Annotated in this window: 7 protein-coding genes; 1 reads left to right on the forward strand and 6 read right to left on the reverse strand. The window is 34.6% G+C overall.

From position 1 onward, the window contains the following. Positions 1-26: 26 nt before the first annotated feature. The 3 genes from AC2DGP_RS06200 to AC2DGP_RS06210 all read right to left on the reverse strand — a co-directional run bounded on the left by AC2DGP_RS06200 (position 27) and on the right by AC2DGP_RS06210 (position 7,793). The gene (locus AC2DGP_RS06200) at positions 27-1,943 is read right to left on the reverse strand and encodes an ulvan lysase-like protein (RefSeq protein WP_484492145.1); all 1,917 of its coding nucleotides are present in this window, start codon (positions 1,941-1,943) and stop codon (positions 27-29) included. 113 nt (positions 1,944-2,056) lie between these two features. After that, complete coding sequence (locus tag AC2DGP_RS06205) at positions 2,057-4,219, reverse strand: glycoside hydrolase family 3 N-terminal domain-containing protein (RefSeq protein ID WP_484492146.1); 2,163 nt, start codon at positions 4,217-4,219, stop codon at positions 2,057-2,059. Between the two features lie 103 nt (positions 4,220-4,322). Continuing rightward, a complete protein-coding gene (locus AC2DGP_RS06210; RefSeq protein WP_484492147.1) occupies positions 4,323-7,793 on the reverse strand; it encodes a glycosyl hydrolase in 3,471 nt (1,156 codons plus the stop codon). 149 nt (positions 7,794-7,942) lie between these two features. Between AC2DGP_RS06210 and AC2DGP_RS06215 the strand changes: the two genes are divergently transcribed. Then, positions 7,943-8,764, forward strand: coding sequence for a polysaccharide lyase family 7 protein (locus tag AC2DGP_RS06215; RefSeq protein ID WP_484492148.1), 822 nt, complete (start codon positions 7,943-7,945; stop codon positions 8,762-8,764). 210 nt (positions 8,765-8,974) lie between these two features. Here the strand turns inward: AC2DGP_RS06215 and AC2DGP_RS06220 are convergent, their stop codons facing one another. From AC2DGP_RS06220 to AC2DGP_RS06230, 3 genes are all read right to left on the reverse strand, one after another. After that, entirely contained in the window at positions 8,975-12,790 is a 3,816-nt protein-coding gene (locus tag AC2DGP_RS06220; RefSeq protein ID WP_484492149.1) for a T9SS type A sorting domain-containing protein, read from the reverse strand. 142 nt (positions 12,791-12,932) lie between these two features. Further along, positions 12,933-15,533: a glycoside hydrolase family 2 TIM barrel-domain containing protein gene (locus tag AC2DGP_RS06225; RefSeq protein WP_484492150.1), complete on the reverse strand. Its 2,601-nt coding sequence runs from the start codon at positions 15,531-15,533 to the stop codon at positions 12,933-12,935. Positions 15,534-15,563: 30 nt separating this feature from the next. Further along, positions 15,564-17,315, reverse strand: a complete 1,752-nt coding sequence (locus tag AC2DGP_RS06230) for a sulfatase family protein (protein WP_484492151.1) — start codon at positions 17,313-17,315, stop codon at positions 15,564-15,566. Positions 17,316-17,574 lie beyond the last annotated feature (259 nt).

A 17,574-nucleotide genomic window follows, 5' to 3' on the forward strand; every position in this document is an offset into this window, starting at 1 on the left:
TCTAATCTATTAGCAAATACAAACACCTAACTAACCATTATAGAAAGCTCTAATCCATTACTCCCTTTTTGAAAATAAACTTCCAATGGTAAGGCTTCTACACCAGGTACCATATTAAAAGTTCTTTTACCTTCAGTAACTTTTATTTTTATCGGAGCATTAGCTTTAATAGTTACCAAACCTTCTGGTTTTTGAATAGTAATCTGATGCTCATTGACAAAAGTTACTGCTTCTTTTGAAGATGATACGATGGGCAATACAAAAGCAGTAGCTGCTAAAATATGTTCTTCAGTATTGATATATATTTTAGTTTTATCTCCAGAACAACGATAAGTAATATCGAATTGAGATGCTGTTTCAATAACTTCTTCTCGATTTACGTTTTTCAACTTTGTTTTGGCTTCTAATTCAATAATACCATTAACATCTTTAGCAGTAACAGTCGCTGGTAGATCATACAAATTGGTATACCATTGATCTCCAACAAATGTCTCGATTCGCGGTGTCAAGCAAATATCCTCACCCGGTTGTGGTTGTTGGTTATTTTTCTCTACTAGATGGTATTGAGCCATACTTGCAGCACAAAGAAGTCCTATTTTGTTATGATACAAAATACCTAATGAACCACCAGATGCCTGACGAAAATCGTATTTGTAATGATATTCAGCATCATAAGCACTTACGGTTCCTCTCCAATCCCCTCTTGCAAACAAATACACATCTAAATCTTTAAAATGCTTTACTCCATCAGAAGCCATCCTAGGGAGATTTGCAGCATCATTTATTTTTGGTAAATGATTCCAATGATCCAATAATGCGGTCAATGGTTTGGCATGTGTGAAGGTATGATGTACACATGGAAGAATCCCTGCCTCAATAAAACCAGGACCACCATGAATCAAACCATCGGAGGTGCAACGCTTTAAAAGTTCAGTATTTTTAACCGCAGCTGTTCCGAATACGGGATTTGCATCTGCCATCATCGCATAAGCTGGTTGACTTCCATCACATGTTCTACTACCCCAATAGGTCCATTTATACATTCGGTTTCCCCAACTATTGTCCCAACCTCCATCAGGTAACATAAACTCTAAATGACTGTTTAAGGATTTTTCTACAATTTGAAGTAACTCTTCATCTTTAGCCTTTAGCGCATACATCACTAAGCTATTCAAGGTTTCTTCTACATTATAACCTAAATCTACCCCGTGTAAACCTTTTTCACTTAATTTGCTAGAGCTTTTTTTGCATTCTCCATATAACAACCCTTCGTTTTCGGTAAAATACTTTTTCACCTCAACAGCTAGCTTTTTACTTTTGTTTTTAAAATCTTCATTACTTACTACATCTCCAATAAGATCAAGACCGTAAACTGCAGTACCAGGATAATTGATATTCGTAAAATCGATGGTAAAAGTATCATGTAAATATTGCCCTGCTCTTTCAAGACGTAACATCCATTTTTCTTTTGTCTCCTTATCCAAAACATGACCATGATAGTGTAAAGCTTCAGCTAAAGCAATAGCTCCAAAAACTGTAATTCCTTTCCAAGATTTCGGGTTTTTAATAACCGTCCATGCTCCGTTTTCTTGAGATACATTATTTTCTGCCCAAGTCATAACTAATTTCGCACCTTCTAGGTACTTTTCATCACCTGATATATCTGCCATATATAAAAATGGATATACGGCATCCATACATCTCCCATGGATATGAGAACATGAAGGACAGTCTAATGCACCATGTAATTCAAGATTTGATGGATCATTGATTTGAAGTTTTAACATTCCATCACACCAATCTTTCAATAAATCAGAGGTTAATTTCTTAAATTCCACCGAATGATTTTCAGTCTTTGAACATCCTATGATTAAATCTGAAAATGGAAATAGCATTCCTACACCTATCATTCCCGTGCATTGTAAAAACTCTCTTCTTTTCATATCATCCTTTTTTAAATAAAAACTAGTATCCTATTTTCAGGGGATACTAGCTTTTAACTCAATCTAATATTTACTCTATTATAACTCTATAGCACACTTTGAAAGTAGCTACATTATTTCTTAACTCGTAATTGAATCTTCTGTAGATCTTCATTTCGAGATGAATTTCCAATATAAATGGTAAATGTACCTGGTTCTACTACTTTAATCAGCTCTTGGTTTAAAACATTTAATTCATTAAACCCTAGTGTAAAAGACACCTTTTTTGTCTCACCTGGTTTTAGAGAAATACGCTCGAATCCTTTTAACATTTTCAAATAGCGTCCGACAGAAGCGTAATCATCTCTGACATACATTTGAATTACTTCATCACCTTCAACTTCTCCTGTATTCGTAACTTCAACAGAAACTGTGGTCGTTGCATCTACATCGATTACTGCTTCCTGTAAAACAGGCTTTCCTATATTGAAATCTGTATAACTCAATCCATAACCAAAAGGATATAAAGGTGTTTTAATTGCATCGTTGTATAAACCTTTACCTGACCCTATAAAATCAGGACGTTCTAAATAAGTTACAGGTAATTGTCCGACAGATCTTGGGAAAGAAACTGTTAACTTTCCTCCAGGGTTCACATCACCAAAAATCGCATCAGCAATAGCATCACCTGAGCGCATTCCTAAATACCAAGTTTCTAAAACAGATGGAATATTTTCAGCTATATAATTAATTGATAATGGCCTTCCATTGATCAATACAACGATTACCGGTTTTCCCGTTTCTTTAATAGCTTTTACTAAATCATTTTGAACCCCTATCAAATCTAAATCAGATCTATCAGCTCCTTCTCCCCCAGTTCTTCTTGAACCACCGACGACCAAAACCACTGCATCAGATTTCTTTGCAGCGGCAATAGCTTCATTAAAACCTTCTTTTGATTCGTCTTTCAATGCACAACCTTGAGCATAATTTATTTTTAATTTACCTGCTGTTTTATTCTTTAATCCATCTAAAACAGATACATAATATGGTGGCAGACCTGAATACCCTCCTAACAATGCGTACGTACCTTTTTTAGGTCGTGCCTCATGAGCATTAGGACCGATAACTGCCAATGATGTTAGTTTTGATATATCTAAAGGCAACAAATCATTTTCATTCTTTAATAAAACTATCGCTTTCTTAGCCATTTCATAAGAAAAATCTTGATGTTCTTTTGCGCTTACTACGGTATCCTTCTTTACCGAGTTTTGCGTTGAACCAAACAAACCTAAATCATATTTCGCTTTTAATATTCGATGAACCGACTGATCCACATAAGCTACCAAGTCTTCATTTTTCTCAAGAGTATCCTTTAAAATAGTTGAATGGTAAGTATACAAAGGCAAGTGTTTTCCTAAAACCAAATCCATATCAACACCCGCTTTTAAACCTAAAATGGCAGCTTCTGTTCTCGTTTCAGGAATAAAATGCATAGTTTGCAACCTTCCAACATCATTGTTATCTGAAACTAAGAAACCATCAAAACCTAGTTCATCTCTCAAAACATCTTTCAATAACCAAGTATTCATATGACAAGGAACTCCATTGTAATCTTGATGACCAGGCATAATACATCCTACTTTGGCTTCTTTGATTGCAGCTTCAAACGGTGGCAAATAAATTTCTCTTAGTCTTCTTTCAGACATATCACTAAATCCACCGTTAATACCTCTTCGATTCTCTGGGTAACCGACAAAATGCTTCGCGGTTGTCAATACGTGATTTTTATCTAAACGCTGACTTCCCATTCCTTGCATTCCTTGAATAAAAGCAACTCCCATTCGTGAAACCAAATAAGGATCTTCACCATAAGACTCTTCTACTCTACCATATCTCGCATCACCTGAAATCACATCTAAATTTGGTGAATAGCAATGTGTTATGTTTAGTGCTCTTGCTTCTCTTGCGGTTTGAGATGCCATTTTTTTTATCAACGCTGGCTCCCAAGTTGAGCCACATGCAATCGCCTGAGGATATACAGTTACACCGTCATACCAAAGTCCATGTAAACCTTCTCCAAATTTCATGAATGGAATTTGCAATCTTTCGTTTGCCGGAGCATCTTGTGTTAATTCTGCGATTTTCTCATCCAAAGTCATTTCAGCAACCAACTTGGATATTTTTGAATTCACCACATTATCTTCAGCTGTTAAACTGTTATCATTAACATTACTTTTACAAGCTGTAAAAATGCTTGCTCCAATTAAAGCTGCTATCAACCATTTACCCTTCATTAGTAGACTAATTTTTGTTTTTTTTACTAAGTTAAAACAAGTCCCTCTCATAGCTGTTATGCACTATACTGAGTGAAGTGATATAAAAAGAAAAGCCCCTTATCTATTGAACAATTTCTAAAAACACAGGGCCAATTAAGCCTGATTTATCTAAAATTTTATCATTTGGTTTCGGGGGGTTGGTTGTCCAAGTTTTTTTGTTGTCCTTAGACCTTGTTCGATCAAAAATCAATTGATTCCTCCAAGTATTCGTAACTTTAACCTCTAGGTCATTTTCTCCAATATTCACATAGTTTGACAGATCAAATCTAAAAGGAGGTGCCCATTTCACATCTACTTTTTTACCATTACACCAAAGCTCAGCAATATTACCTACCTCTCCCAAATCAACAATCACTGCAGCTGATTTATCTTTCAATTCAAAAGTGTTTTGATAGCAGATTGTTCCTGAAAAATGTCGTATTGATTCATTTTTATATTCGGACAAGGACATTAATTTTGGTAATTTTATTGACTTTGGCGTATCCCAACCAGATTCAAACAACACCTGCCAATTACTTGAGAGTTGTTGTTTTTCTAACTTTAACTCAATGTTTTTTACTTCGTTTTCCTTGATGAAGGAATAAGAGCCTGCTAAAGAAGATATAAATTTGTCATTTTTCCAGTGTAGCTTAGGAATAGTATTCATTTTTTCGGTTGTAAACCAACCTTGTGTACTGCTCAAAATAACTTCATCGTTGAAGATGATATCCGTTGCATGTGTTTTTGGCGTCCCGTTAGAAAAAACCACTATTGCACTTCCGCTTTCATCAAGTGAAATAGGTACATTCGTTCTCTTACCATCACTTTTCCAAATTTTAGCTTCCTTGATTTCTCCTGTAAAAGCATTCCATATTTGTGGTACTTTATTTGAGACTCTAAAGCTCAAAGCAACATTCACGGGAGATTCCATTTTCGAAGCTATGAAAAAAATATCTGCATCTTTAGTTTTCCGATGTATCCATGTTAAGTCTAGGTTTTCAGGTACAATCACATCTTCAGGGATTTGTTCTTCTTTTGTTATTACTTCTGAAATAGGTTTGCCCCAATATACTTTACCTTTACCATAAGTTCGAGAGCCTTCCTGCTCATTTCCCCACATTTTATTAGCAATCATTCTTAATTCTTTCAGGTCATGCTCATCATCCATTAAGCTAGGTGAATCAGTAGGTTTGTCTCCTAAGATTATAGCTCCTTTTGCAACTAATTCTTCAAGTTTTTTCAAAGTTGACAAGAGCATTTCTTGAGAATCTCTTAATAAAATAACACGGTAATCTCCACCGTTTTCTATATGAATCTTATTATTTTTTACTGAGGTCCTTTCTAAAAGAATTTCGGCGTTTAAATAATCAAAACGATATCCCTTAGGGAAAGGATCTAAATCAAAAGGAGGCCTTTCAAAGTGATCACCGTAATACCATAAAACATCGGCCACATATTCACCCTGCTGTAACATAAATTGATTGCGTGTCAAATAATCCATCCAACAAGGCATGTATTTCCACCAAGTTTGTTCTCGTACTAAAGGAAAACCAATATTCCCACCAAAACTTGAACCCGGCATAACATCTGTTTGAGGTGTATGTGAAAACGTATGAAATACCAAATGATTCACTCCTTTCGTAAAGTTATAATCAATTAAGCTTTTTACTGAAAAAGGATGCTCATTCCATTTTACACCAACTTGAGTACACGCTTCTGCCGCTAATTTTGACTTGTTATATAAATGTGTAGCAGAGGCTGCATTATAAATTGGCTTGGCATATTCGTTTTGATTAGATGGTGCCTTCGGATACCAAAATTCAGTCATCGGAATATCACTAACTCCATAATAACGCATCGGATCAATTGGTAAAACCTCTCCTCCTGCACCTTCAGTGTACACCTCTGCTCCCATGTCATTAGCCACAGTCGCAAAATGCTTAAAGAAATTATCTATAAAAACATCATCCATCGTCTGGCGTAAGTCTCTTAAAAATTTGGTCGTTACCTCAGCACTTTCAACAATATATCCCATAGTAGCAGGCAGGTAATTCTTCATACTGTAGCCTCTTCTTGTCTCAAACTCTGTAAACATATCTTCAGAATTTATTGTCCAAGTAGGTACATGACTTTCCCAACTATCTATTAACAATCCATGCAATTTTCCATCACCAATAGGACCTCCATTTTTTATCAAATTACCAATCATCCCATTTCTTAAATGATTTTCAATTGCAATTTTATCTAGCTTGCTAGACTCCCAACCTGTAGCCTCAGGAACAGCAGGTTTATTGGTAAGACGCATATTGATATGCCCAAAACGCACAACTGTCCAATTTCCCTCTGGCACATCCCAAGTAAGTGTTCCATCAGCAGACATTTTATCAGAAATATTGACAATGTTTTTTGATTTTATGATGGTGTTTTCAGCATAAGCATATGTGACATTTTTTTCTAAACGTCGTAATACTTTTGCAGCTTTGGCTTCATGGTTATGAAGTCTCGGTTGCGAACTTAAACGAATTAACTCTGGAGCGATATGATGATTTCCTAAAAAGGTAAATACAAACTCATCGGAAGTTGTTTCTGGAATAGTTAAGGTGAGGTGTTTTCTTCTATCATTCCAATTCGCATCAGGAAGTTGTAAAGTGGCAACTTCAACTAGTTTATTATTCACAAGTGCCTCAACTTTTATTGCTACATCTATCTGCGGATATTGCGTATCCAAAATCATATGACGTGATTGAGGAAATTTAATCGTACGTAATGTTTCTGGTTTCTCGAATTTCGTCTTGACCCAAGTATTTTGGTTATTCACTTTTGAAATCCCATTATTTCTATATGACTTCAAAGGCATGTCTAATTGACTTGTCTTACGCGTAACAATAATTTTTGAATTAGGATTGAAGATTTCCTTCCATGGGACTTTATTATTATTCGTTTCAATCCTCAGAGGATGCAACAATTCAGCATCGTCTCCTTCGGGAGTTGGAAAAGCGAGTAACTCAATATCTTTATAATCACAATCAGCCAAATTATACAATGAATCTATCTCAAGAATTTTTGTTGTTTTTTTGCCTCCAGAGATTCTATACACAGTTTCTACTACTTCACGTTGTGCTTCTTCAGCTGGCACCCATGGACCTCCGGTCATAGACCAACCCGGGCAATTCTGCATTGTAAATTTTAATCCCAACCTTTTGCACTCGTCTGCAGCATGGCGAATTGCATCTTCCCACTCTGGAGATAGTATTTTTATTTGCTCTACATTTGGGTAAGGTCGACCAGACTTATTAAATAAATGAATTCCCTGTAGACCTGCATTTTTTATGGCTTCTAAATCCAACGTAAGTCCCTCCTTAGAAATATTATTCCCCATTATATGAAACCAAGTCTCTGGACGGTATTCTGTTGGAGGTGATTTGAATTTTTGTGATAATTCTACAAAGCTAATTTGATTTTCATCATCTCTAAACACCTTGTTTTCAGATTGACAACTCACAATTAAGCACATTATAAAAAAGCATATCAATCTATACATCTTTCGAGCCATTTTTTAAATTAATCTATAAATTAACATTTTTAATCATGCATAAGTATTCTGCTGTGTACTGATAGTATGCGATTCAACTTATTTACCTCAGTACACAACAACATAGTTTCCATAAAACAAAAGAATACCTTTGAACAAAACGACGAATCATGAAAAGAGTAAAACTCAATTACAAAACGACATTACTACTTGTATTATTCAATATTGCAATTCTCTTTTCTTGTCAAGAATCAAAAGACGAAAAAGTTGATACACTTTTGGAATTAGAAATTCCTGAAGAAGAAGAAGAAGAAGAAACTCCTGCGCAAGATACGCGAACGAGAAACGAGACTAATTCTTTAGGTATACCTAGGCCACTTACACTTCACTATATGCATGATAAATCATTACCTTCTAGTGAATTTGACGATGCAAGTCCGAGATATGTAGAACAAGAAAACTCAACTCAAATTTTCAAGTTCTTTAAAGACGATGAAGTTACAGAAGCATCGAGTCCTGATAGAACAGGATACATAAGAGTAGAAGCTGAAGAAGGTATTACTTTTACCAGAAATGATGGTTGGCATACATTTGAAGCACGCATGAAAATATCTGGTACATTCACACAAAGCATAACCATTGCTCAACTTTTTGGTGGAAAACCACATATGCGAGTAGAAATAAGATCAGACGGTAAAATTAATATCGGTAGTATTGTTGCCAATGCTGCATCTGGTAACAACACCAATATGAATATCTCTGACAACGTTTCTTATATCAATAAAAGTTTCAAAATTAAAATACGTTCTAATGGGAAACAAATTGAAGTATATTTTAACAACACAAAAAAGTGGTCAGGAGAAACTCACTACATAAACACAAGCTCTGAAGCCTCACGAAGATATCATTTTAGATGGGGAATTTATTACAACTACCCTGCAGAAAAGGATTTAACAAATACATGTACAGAAGTACTTAGATATAAAGACTAAGTTCTTTAGTTTTAGCATTAATTTTCACACCTTATAAAACCACTTTATTCACATAAAGTGGTTTTTTATATGTGATTATATATGGAAAGTATTCTTTTATAAAGAACTTTAAATCATCAATATACATGAATACTCCAAGTATCACTTTTCAAAGACTAATTCTAAAAATCCTTTTTATGGACATATTGACTCTTTGGAAAGAATGGAAAATTAGTTCTTTATAACTTTAAGAAAAATTGGTTCTTCTGTATTCACTTTTACAAAGTAAACCCCATTGGGGTTTTCATTAATATTTAAGTTAACAACACCTGTATTAACGTCATATGTCTCAGAAGAAACTAATTGAGATTGTACATTATATACCTCAACATGTATCGAAAGAATATTTGCAGGTATGAATATTTCAAAAACTCCATTGGATGGATTCGGATAAGCTTTAATATTTTCAAGCAAATTAATATGTTTTGCCAATCCCCCTTGACAAGCTGATTTACCTTGCACTTCTATATCTTCACCATGATTTACAGCTACTGAGAAATTAGATTGATATGTTTCAATAATGGGCTCTCCATTTTTAAAAACTACAAATGGAGCCGTACCAGATTCAATAGTAACTTCCGCCGTATTATTTTCTACTTGAATTTTACCACTCAAACTCATTCCCTCAGCTATTTCAACTTCATAACATTGTTCAAAAACGTCATCTTCAATAGAAATGCATAAAGAATAAGTACCCACATCCAAGTTTTCTATGCTTGTCGTATTTGTAAAATCATAATCTTTCCCGTCAACAGTTGCTGTAAAACTTCTACTTTCACTAGAACTTATATGAATCTTTCCATTTTTCTTATCTACACAAGATTCTCCTATTGCCTCTACAGTAAAAGTAATTGCCTCTGCCGGAACTTCGTATTCATAATCCAGCTGATATTCTAAATATGCTTTTTCATCATTATCACCCGTTACAGTTTTATCAATAAAAATTAATTCTTGCCCCTCACCTAGGTAAAGAGAAACATTGGTTTTGTTATTTACTATTTCCGTTCGTACGATTGCAAATCTCCCCTTAAACACTATTTCATAATCTGGTAAATAAAGTGAACCTTTATTGTCTGTATTAGTCAAAATAACATCTCGAATAACCTGACCATCAACTTGAGAAATTACTTCTACACCTACTACACTAGTATTACTATAAATTTGCTTCGTAGACAGAACAGTACTTTCCGCTTTGTCTGATGGTTCATAAATCGCTACGAATGGTTCATTCCAGGCTTCACCATATTTACGCATAATAAACATTTGTGTGTCTTTATTGTCATAACCATTGCGAACTTCTTGAGTTGGTGGCGCTAATGCAGAGCTGTATTCTTTTTCTACCCCTCCAGGCACATGAACATGTAAAAAATCATTGGTTGTTTGCAATTCAAATTTAGCAGATATCGCATCATTTGATAACTCCGATGTTTTGGCATTGGTATACCATCTCCAACCCGGTTGCTTTCGAATATCTCCAATATCGTTTTGATAGCGATTTGGTGTATTTATTAAATCTAACGGTGCTCCATTCTTGCTAATTATCATTTCATCTCCTAGTCCATGAAATAAATAATCATGATAATTATTTGTGACATTAGACACCGATCTAAATATATCAACATAATAACCTGTGGTTGCACTTGTTCTAACGATGCTATTCGTTCGTAATTGATCAACATTATTAATATTGTCATCTAAAAACTGAGAAGAGAAACTAAAATTCTCTGCAATAGGATCTGCATTTGTCTTTGGTTCACTTGCTTCTAAAACAATGGGATCTACAATATTCTCCCAAGTTCCAGAGCTAGGTATTCCGCGTTTGGTTTCTCCATTTACGATAATGGTATTGTGTGCAGCGTGTGATACAGCATATTCTTCATGAAGAGGAATTCCATAGCCACTAGATGCTCCTCCAAAATCAGGACCTATTACATACCCTGCACCGTAAATCTCAAAGTCTAAACCAGTTGCATGTGCGTGTACATACGTACCTCCACCGGTATAATACATCAAACCATATTTTTCATTGTTTGTTTCTACATAATTCCGTTGCATTACAACTCCAGCATGACTTGCCTTCATGGTTTCGTATTGAGGTTCACCAGCATTACTTACCGAATCGTCGATATGAACACCCCATAACAATTGTAGTGGATTATTCCATTCCAAACGCTGCGTTTCTATAACAGGGTTGTATCCTCCTTCCGCATCATAAATTTTTTGTAAAGTGGTGGCGGCTCTATTTTTCAGATCGGTATACCCTTTTCTTTCCGCAATTTTTAAAACCGCTCTAAATATATGTGCATGATCTGTAAAACTTCTTCCTATATCTCCGTAAGCCATTGTTGCCCCATTCGGATATAAAAAGTTCTCGTAAATAAAAATACTTTCTAAGAGGTCTTTGTTGTTTTGAACTATAGTCAATTCTGGACTGTAAACGTCTATAATATTCATTAATTGAATAAACAGCGCATGCGTAAACTTAGCATAGCCCGCTGATTCTGGCCATAAACGGTCTTCTTCACTAAACCTGTCTAACATCCAATTAACACCAGGTTGTTTTGAATTCGCTGGACCATTGAGTAACTCATTATAGAAAACACTTCTAACGGCATCATCTTCCATACACATCACGCTGTAAAGTGCACCTGGTAATTCTAAAACAGGATGATTGGAATTATTCCCTCCAACCTTTATCACATTATCTGCCATTACCTCAAAAGTCTTTTGTGAGGTATCAAAATTAAAAGGCACTCTTGATGTGCTTTCTAAATCATAAACGGTAGTACCTGATTTTGACAAAAAAGGTTGCACAAAATCATAGATCATGGCAACACGTGGAAACAATTCTCTAGGTGGAATTAAATGATTAAAATTCGGTTCATAAAACTCAAAGGTTAATGGATCTTGAATACTTATCAATTTTACATAATGGTGTAGCACATCCGATGCGACTTGTGCATATTCCTCGTCGCCGGTTAAATAATACAAAAAAGAACTTTCTGCAGCGGCATTAAGACGCTCTCTATGATTTGTTCTATCTCCAGGTATTGCTGGTATTTGATTTAGTATGGACTCTGGATTACTAACATGCGTATCTTTAAGATTCTGTTGTCTATTTTGTAACTGAGTAAACATGCTATTCGCCCAACTATAATTCGCTATGTTATCTAATATTTCTTGCTTATCAGCATTTGATACCCAAATATGAGGATGAACCAAAGATTGTGTCGGAGTAGGTGGCGTAAAGTCAATCAAGAAATCTTTATATTCAAAATTATCAAAATCTAACGTTGCAATTGGTAAAAAAGAATTGTTTTGTAATTTAAAAGCACCCAAAGCTAAATCTGGATTTTTTACTGGCACATCATTAAAAACTTTAACCGTACCTACCCAAATTTCCCAAGTATCATTACCTACAGATTCAACATTTCCATCTGGAGCTGAGTATGTTTGTTCGTCACCAGAATTATTCGCGATAAAAGTAATCGTTTGTTTACCTGAAAAATCTATTGATTGAGTACTTCCATTATCCAACACTTTCAAAAAAAAATTACCATCTGTACCACTTATTCCTATACCAAACCTACAATACGCGGTAGAAATAGAAGTACCACTACTATCAAAACTAGGTCCAAAGTAAAAAGGTATTTCTCTACGATCATCTGGATGATTTGGATCATTCTTCGATACTTCAAAATCAAATTTAAATTGAATAAAAGTAGGGTCTGATGAAAGAGGAGTGTTTAAATTTCTGTAAAAATAGGCTGAGCCAACTTCTTTTTTATCCATTCTTAATGCGCCATTTGTAATACTTGACTCTACTTGAGAACCACTGCTTATCGCACTAAACTCTCCATCATTTGGTACCGTACTTATATAATTTGGTACAGAGTTAGAAGAACTAAAATCCTGACTAAATATTTGAGCTTTCAACGAAATTGAAACAACACAAAAAAATAAAACAACGAGTACTTTTTTTATCATTTTTAAAGATTTTATAATAAATCGACTTCTAAAAAAGATATTTTTCTTATTCAAAATTTCTTATCACTAAATATAATTCAAGAGACATACAATGATCTCTAATAAAAATCGCATCCGCGTATTCTTGTTTTATTTGAAAATCTCAATTCACTTTTCTAAGCTTAAGACCACTCAATCGTGTTTTTCCTTTTATAGCCTTAAAATCGATTGTGATTCCATTGTCATCGTCAACAGAAATTAAAAATCTTTTGGATACTCCCCTGTCTTTTCCATATTCCTTTTTAATATTTAGATTCGACCAAATCTTTTTAGAATTCACAAAAATATCCATGCTATTCTCACCTTTGGTTTTTAATTCTGCCAACAATAAAGTCAACTCATAAGTACCCTTTGGAACATCTAATTTATATGCCTCTAATCCTATCATTTGAGTTTGATAAATAGGATCATTTTCAGTGCCTTTTACACTAACGTCTACTCCAATATTGTTTCTACGTTTGCTTTTAAATCTTAATAAATCTCCACCAACATAACCAAAACCACCTTTTTCATACTCTTCGTCAGGCATCCATAAGTAGTCTACGTTATCCGTTTCAATAAAATAACAGAATGATCCCACGTTAATAGCAATCTCTTTAAAAGGATTGGTTTCACTTTTTAAGTTTTTAGGCTGAAGTGTAAATTCGATGTTTGCAAAATCTTTACTTATTTTACCATCTTTTTCAGAAATCACTTCAATTAAGTTTTGCCCTTGTTCAAACGGTACATTGAATGTTGCAGTTGAAAAATCAAATTTTTGTTTTCCAACAGAATTACCATTTACCAATAATTCCACTTCACTTCCATTACCTACAACAGTAATTGGTTGTGTTGCAAAATTTCCGCCTTCAACATCTGCAATACCAGCTCTTTTTTTCCAACCTTTAGAAGCTATCGCTATCAAAGGTGTATCGTTTAATAAAGCTTGGTATAAATAATAAGCATCTTTCTTTTTTCTATCTGAAGTAACCAAACCTTTGTTATTTATATGTGGCACGGCATCTTTACGATGTTCTACCTGAAAATCAGCATAGTTCCAAACGTTTGCTCCAACAATCTCAGGAATATCCAAAATCGCTTTCATATAAGCTTTATGCAATAAAAATTGGTAATCTACGCTAAAATCAAATCGAGTTGGTTTGTAGGTTCTTAATCTCGGATCTGCACCTCCTCCATATTCACTTAGGATGAATGGTTTGTCAGGGTCAATTGCTAAGCTACGTTCAACCAAACTTCTTAAATTCTTATCAATATCTTCTAACTCTTCAATATACCAACCATAGTATTTATTGTACCCTACAATTTCTGTAAATCGAATTCCTAATTTATCTTGATACGCTGGCTCTCTAAAAAAAACTGTATAAGAATATCTTGTTTCATCTTCTTCTTTAATTGTTTTTGCTAAAGCCTCGTGCGTACTTACAAAATGTTTTGTATACGCTTCTCCTAACTTACTAGGAGCTTTCATAGTCGTTTCATTTCCTAAATTCCAAGCTACAATAGAAGGGTTATTATAATTAAAACGAATGGCTTCTTTCAGCATATTAATCGTGTTTTGCTTCCCTGCTTCATTCGCAGCTGCTTTGTCTACAAAAGGAATTTCTAAAGTAGCCACAAACCCCATTTTATTACACATTTCTAATATTGCCGGATCTTGCGGATAATGGGCTATACGGAGAAAGTTAGAACCCATTTCTTTTAACAATTTCATATCATTTCTATGTACCTCATCACTCACTGCATTAGCTTTTCCGTAAAAATCTTGGTGTCTACATGTACCAATCAATTTGGTTTGCTTGCCATTGATAAAAAAACCTTCTTTCGGATCAAAACGAAACCATCTAAAACCTACAGGATTTTCTACCCTATCAAAAACATTTTTTTTCTTATCGACTATTTCCGAAACTAATTTGTACAAATACGGATCTTCTGGTGACCATAACTTTGGATTCTCAAAAGTGAATTCATTTATAACATCTTTACCGAATGAAGATTTTCTATAAGATTGTTTTACAACATTATTATCAGCGTCATATAAAGTGTTTCTCACTGAATACCGTCCATTTTTTGGTCTCTTTAATTTCGCTTTCACAGAAACTGTAACAGAGGATTCAGACACTTTGGGTGTAGAAATAAAAACTGCATTCGCACCCAAATTTGCTACTTCAAAATGAACAGGTTTGGTAATGATTAATTGTATGTCTCTATAAATACCTCCATAAAAAGAAAAATCTGCCGCTTGTGGTACAATTTCATCATTATGAGCATTGTTTAATTTGATTGCAATTTCGTTTGCCCCAACTTTTAAGGCAGAGGTTATATCTCTGGTAAAAGTAGTATACCCACCAATATGATCTTCACCTACTGCTTGCCCATTTACATATAGAGAAGTGACTTGATTGGCCCCTTCAAAAAGCAAAAATACTTGTTGGTTTTCATAGACCTCGGGAACGTTTATAGATTTTTTATACCATCCATCTCCTCTATAGTATCCATCTTCATCATCTAGAATATCCTCAGTATTCCATGAATGAGGTATAGTAACCTTTTCCAAAACTGTTGTATTATTATCAGAAAAAGGTGCTTCAATTGTTCCTTTATAAAAGCTCCATGATTCATTGATTGTTTCAATATGTCTAACTTGTTGCGCGCTTAAGAAGTTAGCGAAACTTAAAAATATTACTAATAAATTTGTTATTTTCATTGTTATTGGATGATAGTTGAAATATTAAAGCTATTTTTTCTCAAATACTAGTTCTAATGTTTTGCTAGAAACATACCCTATTCGATGCGCTTTTACTACTAATTTTGATCCATCGGCAATGGAGAATGGTTTTGTATAGACCTGCCAACTTTTCTGAGGTGCTGTACCCGGTTGTTCAATTTGATATCCTATGGAAGCCCCTTCTGTCTTACAAGCAATCGAAATCACTCCATTTTCATTTGATACTTTTGGGGATGCAGTAATTGGCTTTTTTGAACTTCCATTCCACAAAAAGCTGATTAGATCTTTCTCTTTTCTTGATGGGTTGTCATTAATTTCAGATAGCCACCTATCCATTTCTGTCCGAAGCTCATGTAACTTTTCTGAATACGCTGCTTTTCCCGCTAGATTGACCAATTCATTAGGATCTGCTATACAATCAAATAATTCTTCTTGTGGTTTTGATGCACGAAACCATTGTTTTTGAATGTCATTTAGATTCCCAGCTTCTCGTAATTTTAATAATTCTTGCATGCTAGGAATTCTTTCTCTGTAGGTAATTGGTAAATAATATGGTATTTCTGGCAGGTAATTTCTGATGTATTTGAATTGACCATCTTTCACCGCTCTAATGATGTCGGTTTCTGCATCAAAACGATCTGCTGCTCCATGAATATATGTTCGTTCAACTTCAGCTTTATTTTCCCCTAAAAAAGCTTTTCCTTGCATATAATTTTTCGGGTGTTGCCCAATCACAGATAACATTGTTGGAGCAAAATCAACAAAACTTAGCAATTGCTTATCTACAGTTCCGGCCTTTAATTTATTAGGAAACCTAATAATCAAAGGTGTTTTTAATCCCGAATCATAAATCAAACGTTTTTCTCTAGGTAAAGGTCCACCGTGGTCTCCATAGAAAAATATCAATGTGTTTTCTAACAATCCATCTTCTTCTAATTGTTTTAAAACCATTCCTACTTGGCGGTCCATTTCTGCGATATTGTTGTAAAGCTTCCACATATCTCTTTGAACAACGGGTGTGTTTGGTAAATAAGGAGGAATCTTGAATTCCATATCCTTAGAAACAAGTATAGGAGTTTCAGCTTCTTTTGATTTGTTATTAGCAGGGGAAGATCCTTTATTTTTCCATTGATACGTTCTATCTCCTAAATGATCGTACCTAGTTTCTATTTCTCGAAACCCATAAGGTTCGAACAAACCTGATTCGTGTGTTACGGTAAAATTAAATACAGAATAAAACGGTTGCTCATTATTTCTGTTTCGCCAATGAGCATATGGACTGCTCTCGTCCCAGGCTGTAACAGGAGCCTTAAACTGATAATCTTCTTTGTAATTATTAGAGCAATAATAACCTTGTGAACGTAATAACTCACTTATCATTTTCACTTCGGCAGGTGGCACGGCTTCATAGGCTGGCAATCCTCTCTCCTTGGTATAAGAATTCACACGCATATGATTCGCCCCGATACTTGAAGGGTACATCCCAGTAGCGATGGCTGCTCTACTCGGTGCACAAACACCTGATGGAGAATATAAATTTGGATAACACACGCCTTCAGCTGCCAAACGACTAAGATGAGGTGTCACTATCGTACTATCACCAAAAGAAGGAATGTAAGCTCCCATATCTTCAGTTACCAACCAAAGAATATTCGGTCTCTTTGGTAATTTTAAATCATTAGACGAATCTTTTTGATTCTTTTTTATATGGCAACCAACCATAAACAGACATGTGACAACTGTCAATATAAACTTATCCATAGAAATATTTTTGTTCAATACCGTTTAACACGTAAATTAAGATTGAAAAATAATATCTCTCAACCATTGATTGTTATTCATTATTTGTATGCAAAATTTCACTCCTGACTAATTGAAAATCGCAGCTCTATAAACCTACTTATTATCAAATGATCCCGATTTAAGAATATTTAGTGCAACCACCAAAATAAAAAACTATACAGACCCAAGTGTTCTGTACAATACTGAATATTACACCCCTAATTTACCGTGTAAGAGT

The organism is Flavicella sp. IMCC45537, from assembly GCF_057197705.1.

Bases quoted from the DNA above. Each gene is read 5' to 3' on its own strand.
- AC2DGP_RS06205 (WP_484492146.1), bottom strand. From the start codon at position 4,219: ATGAAGGGTAAATGGTTGATAGCAGCTTTAATTGGAGCAAGCATTTTT.
- AC2DGP_RS06215 (WP_484492148.1), top strand. From the start codon at position 7,943: ATGAAAAGAGTAAAACTCAATTACAAAACGACATTACTACTTGTATTA.
- AC2DGP_RS06225 (WP_484492150.1), bottom strand. From the start codon at position 15,533: ATGAAAATAACAAATTTATTAGTAATATTTTTAAGTTTCGCTAACTTC.
- AC2DGP_RS06230 (WP_484492151.1), bottom strand. From the start codon at position 17,315: ATGGATAAGTTTATATTGACAGTTGTCACATGTCTGTTTATGGTTGGT.
- AC2DGP_RS06200 (WP_484492145.1), bottom strand. From the start codon at position 1,943: ATGAAAAGAAGAGAGTTTTTACAATGCACGGGAATGATAGGTGTAGGA.
- AC2DGP_RS06220 (WP_484492149.1), bottom strand. From the start codon at position 12,790: ATGATAAAAAAAGTACTCGTTGTTTTATTTTTTTGTGTTGTTTCAATT.
- AC2DGP_RS06210 (WP_484492147.1), bottom strand. From the start codon at position 7,793: ATGGCTCGAAAGATGTATAGATTGATATGCTTTTTTATAATGTGCTTA.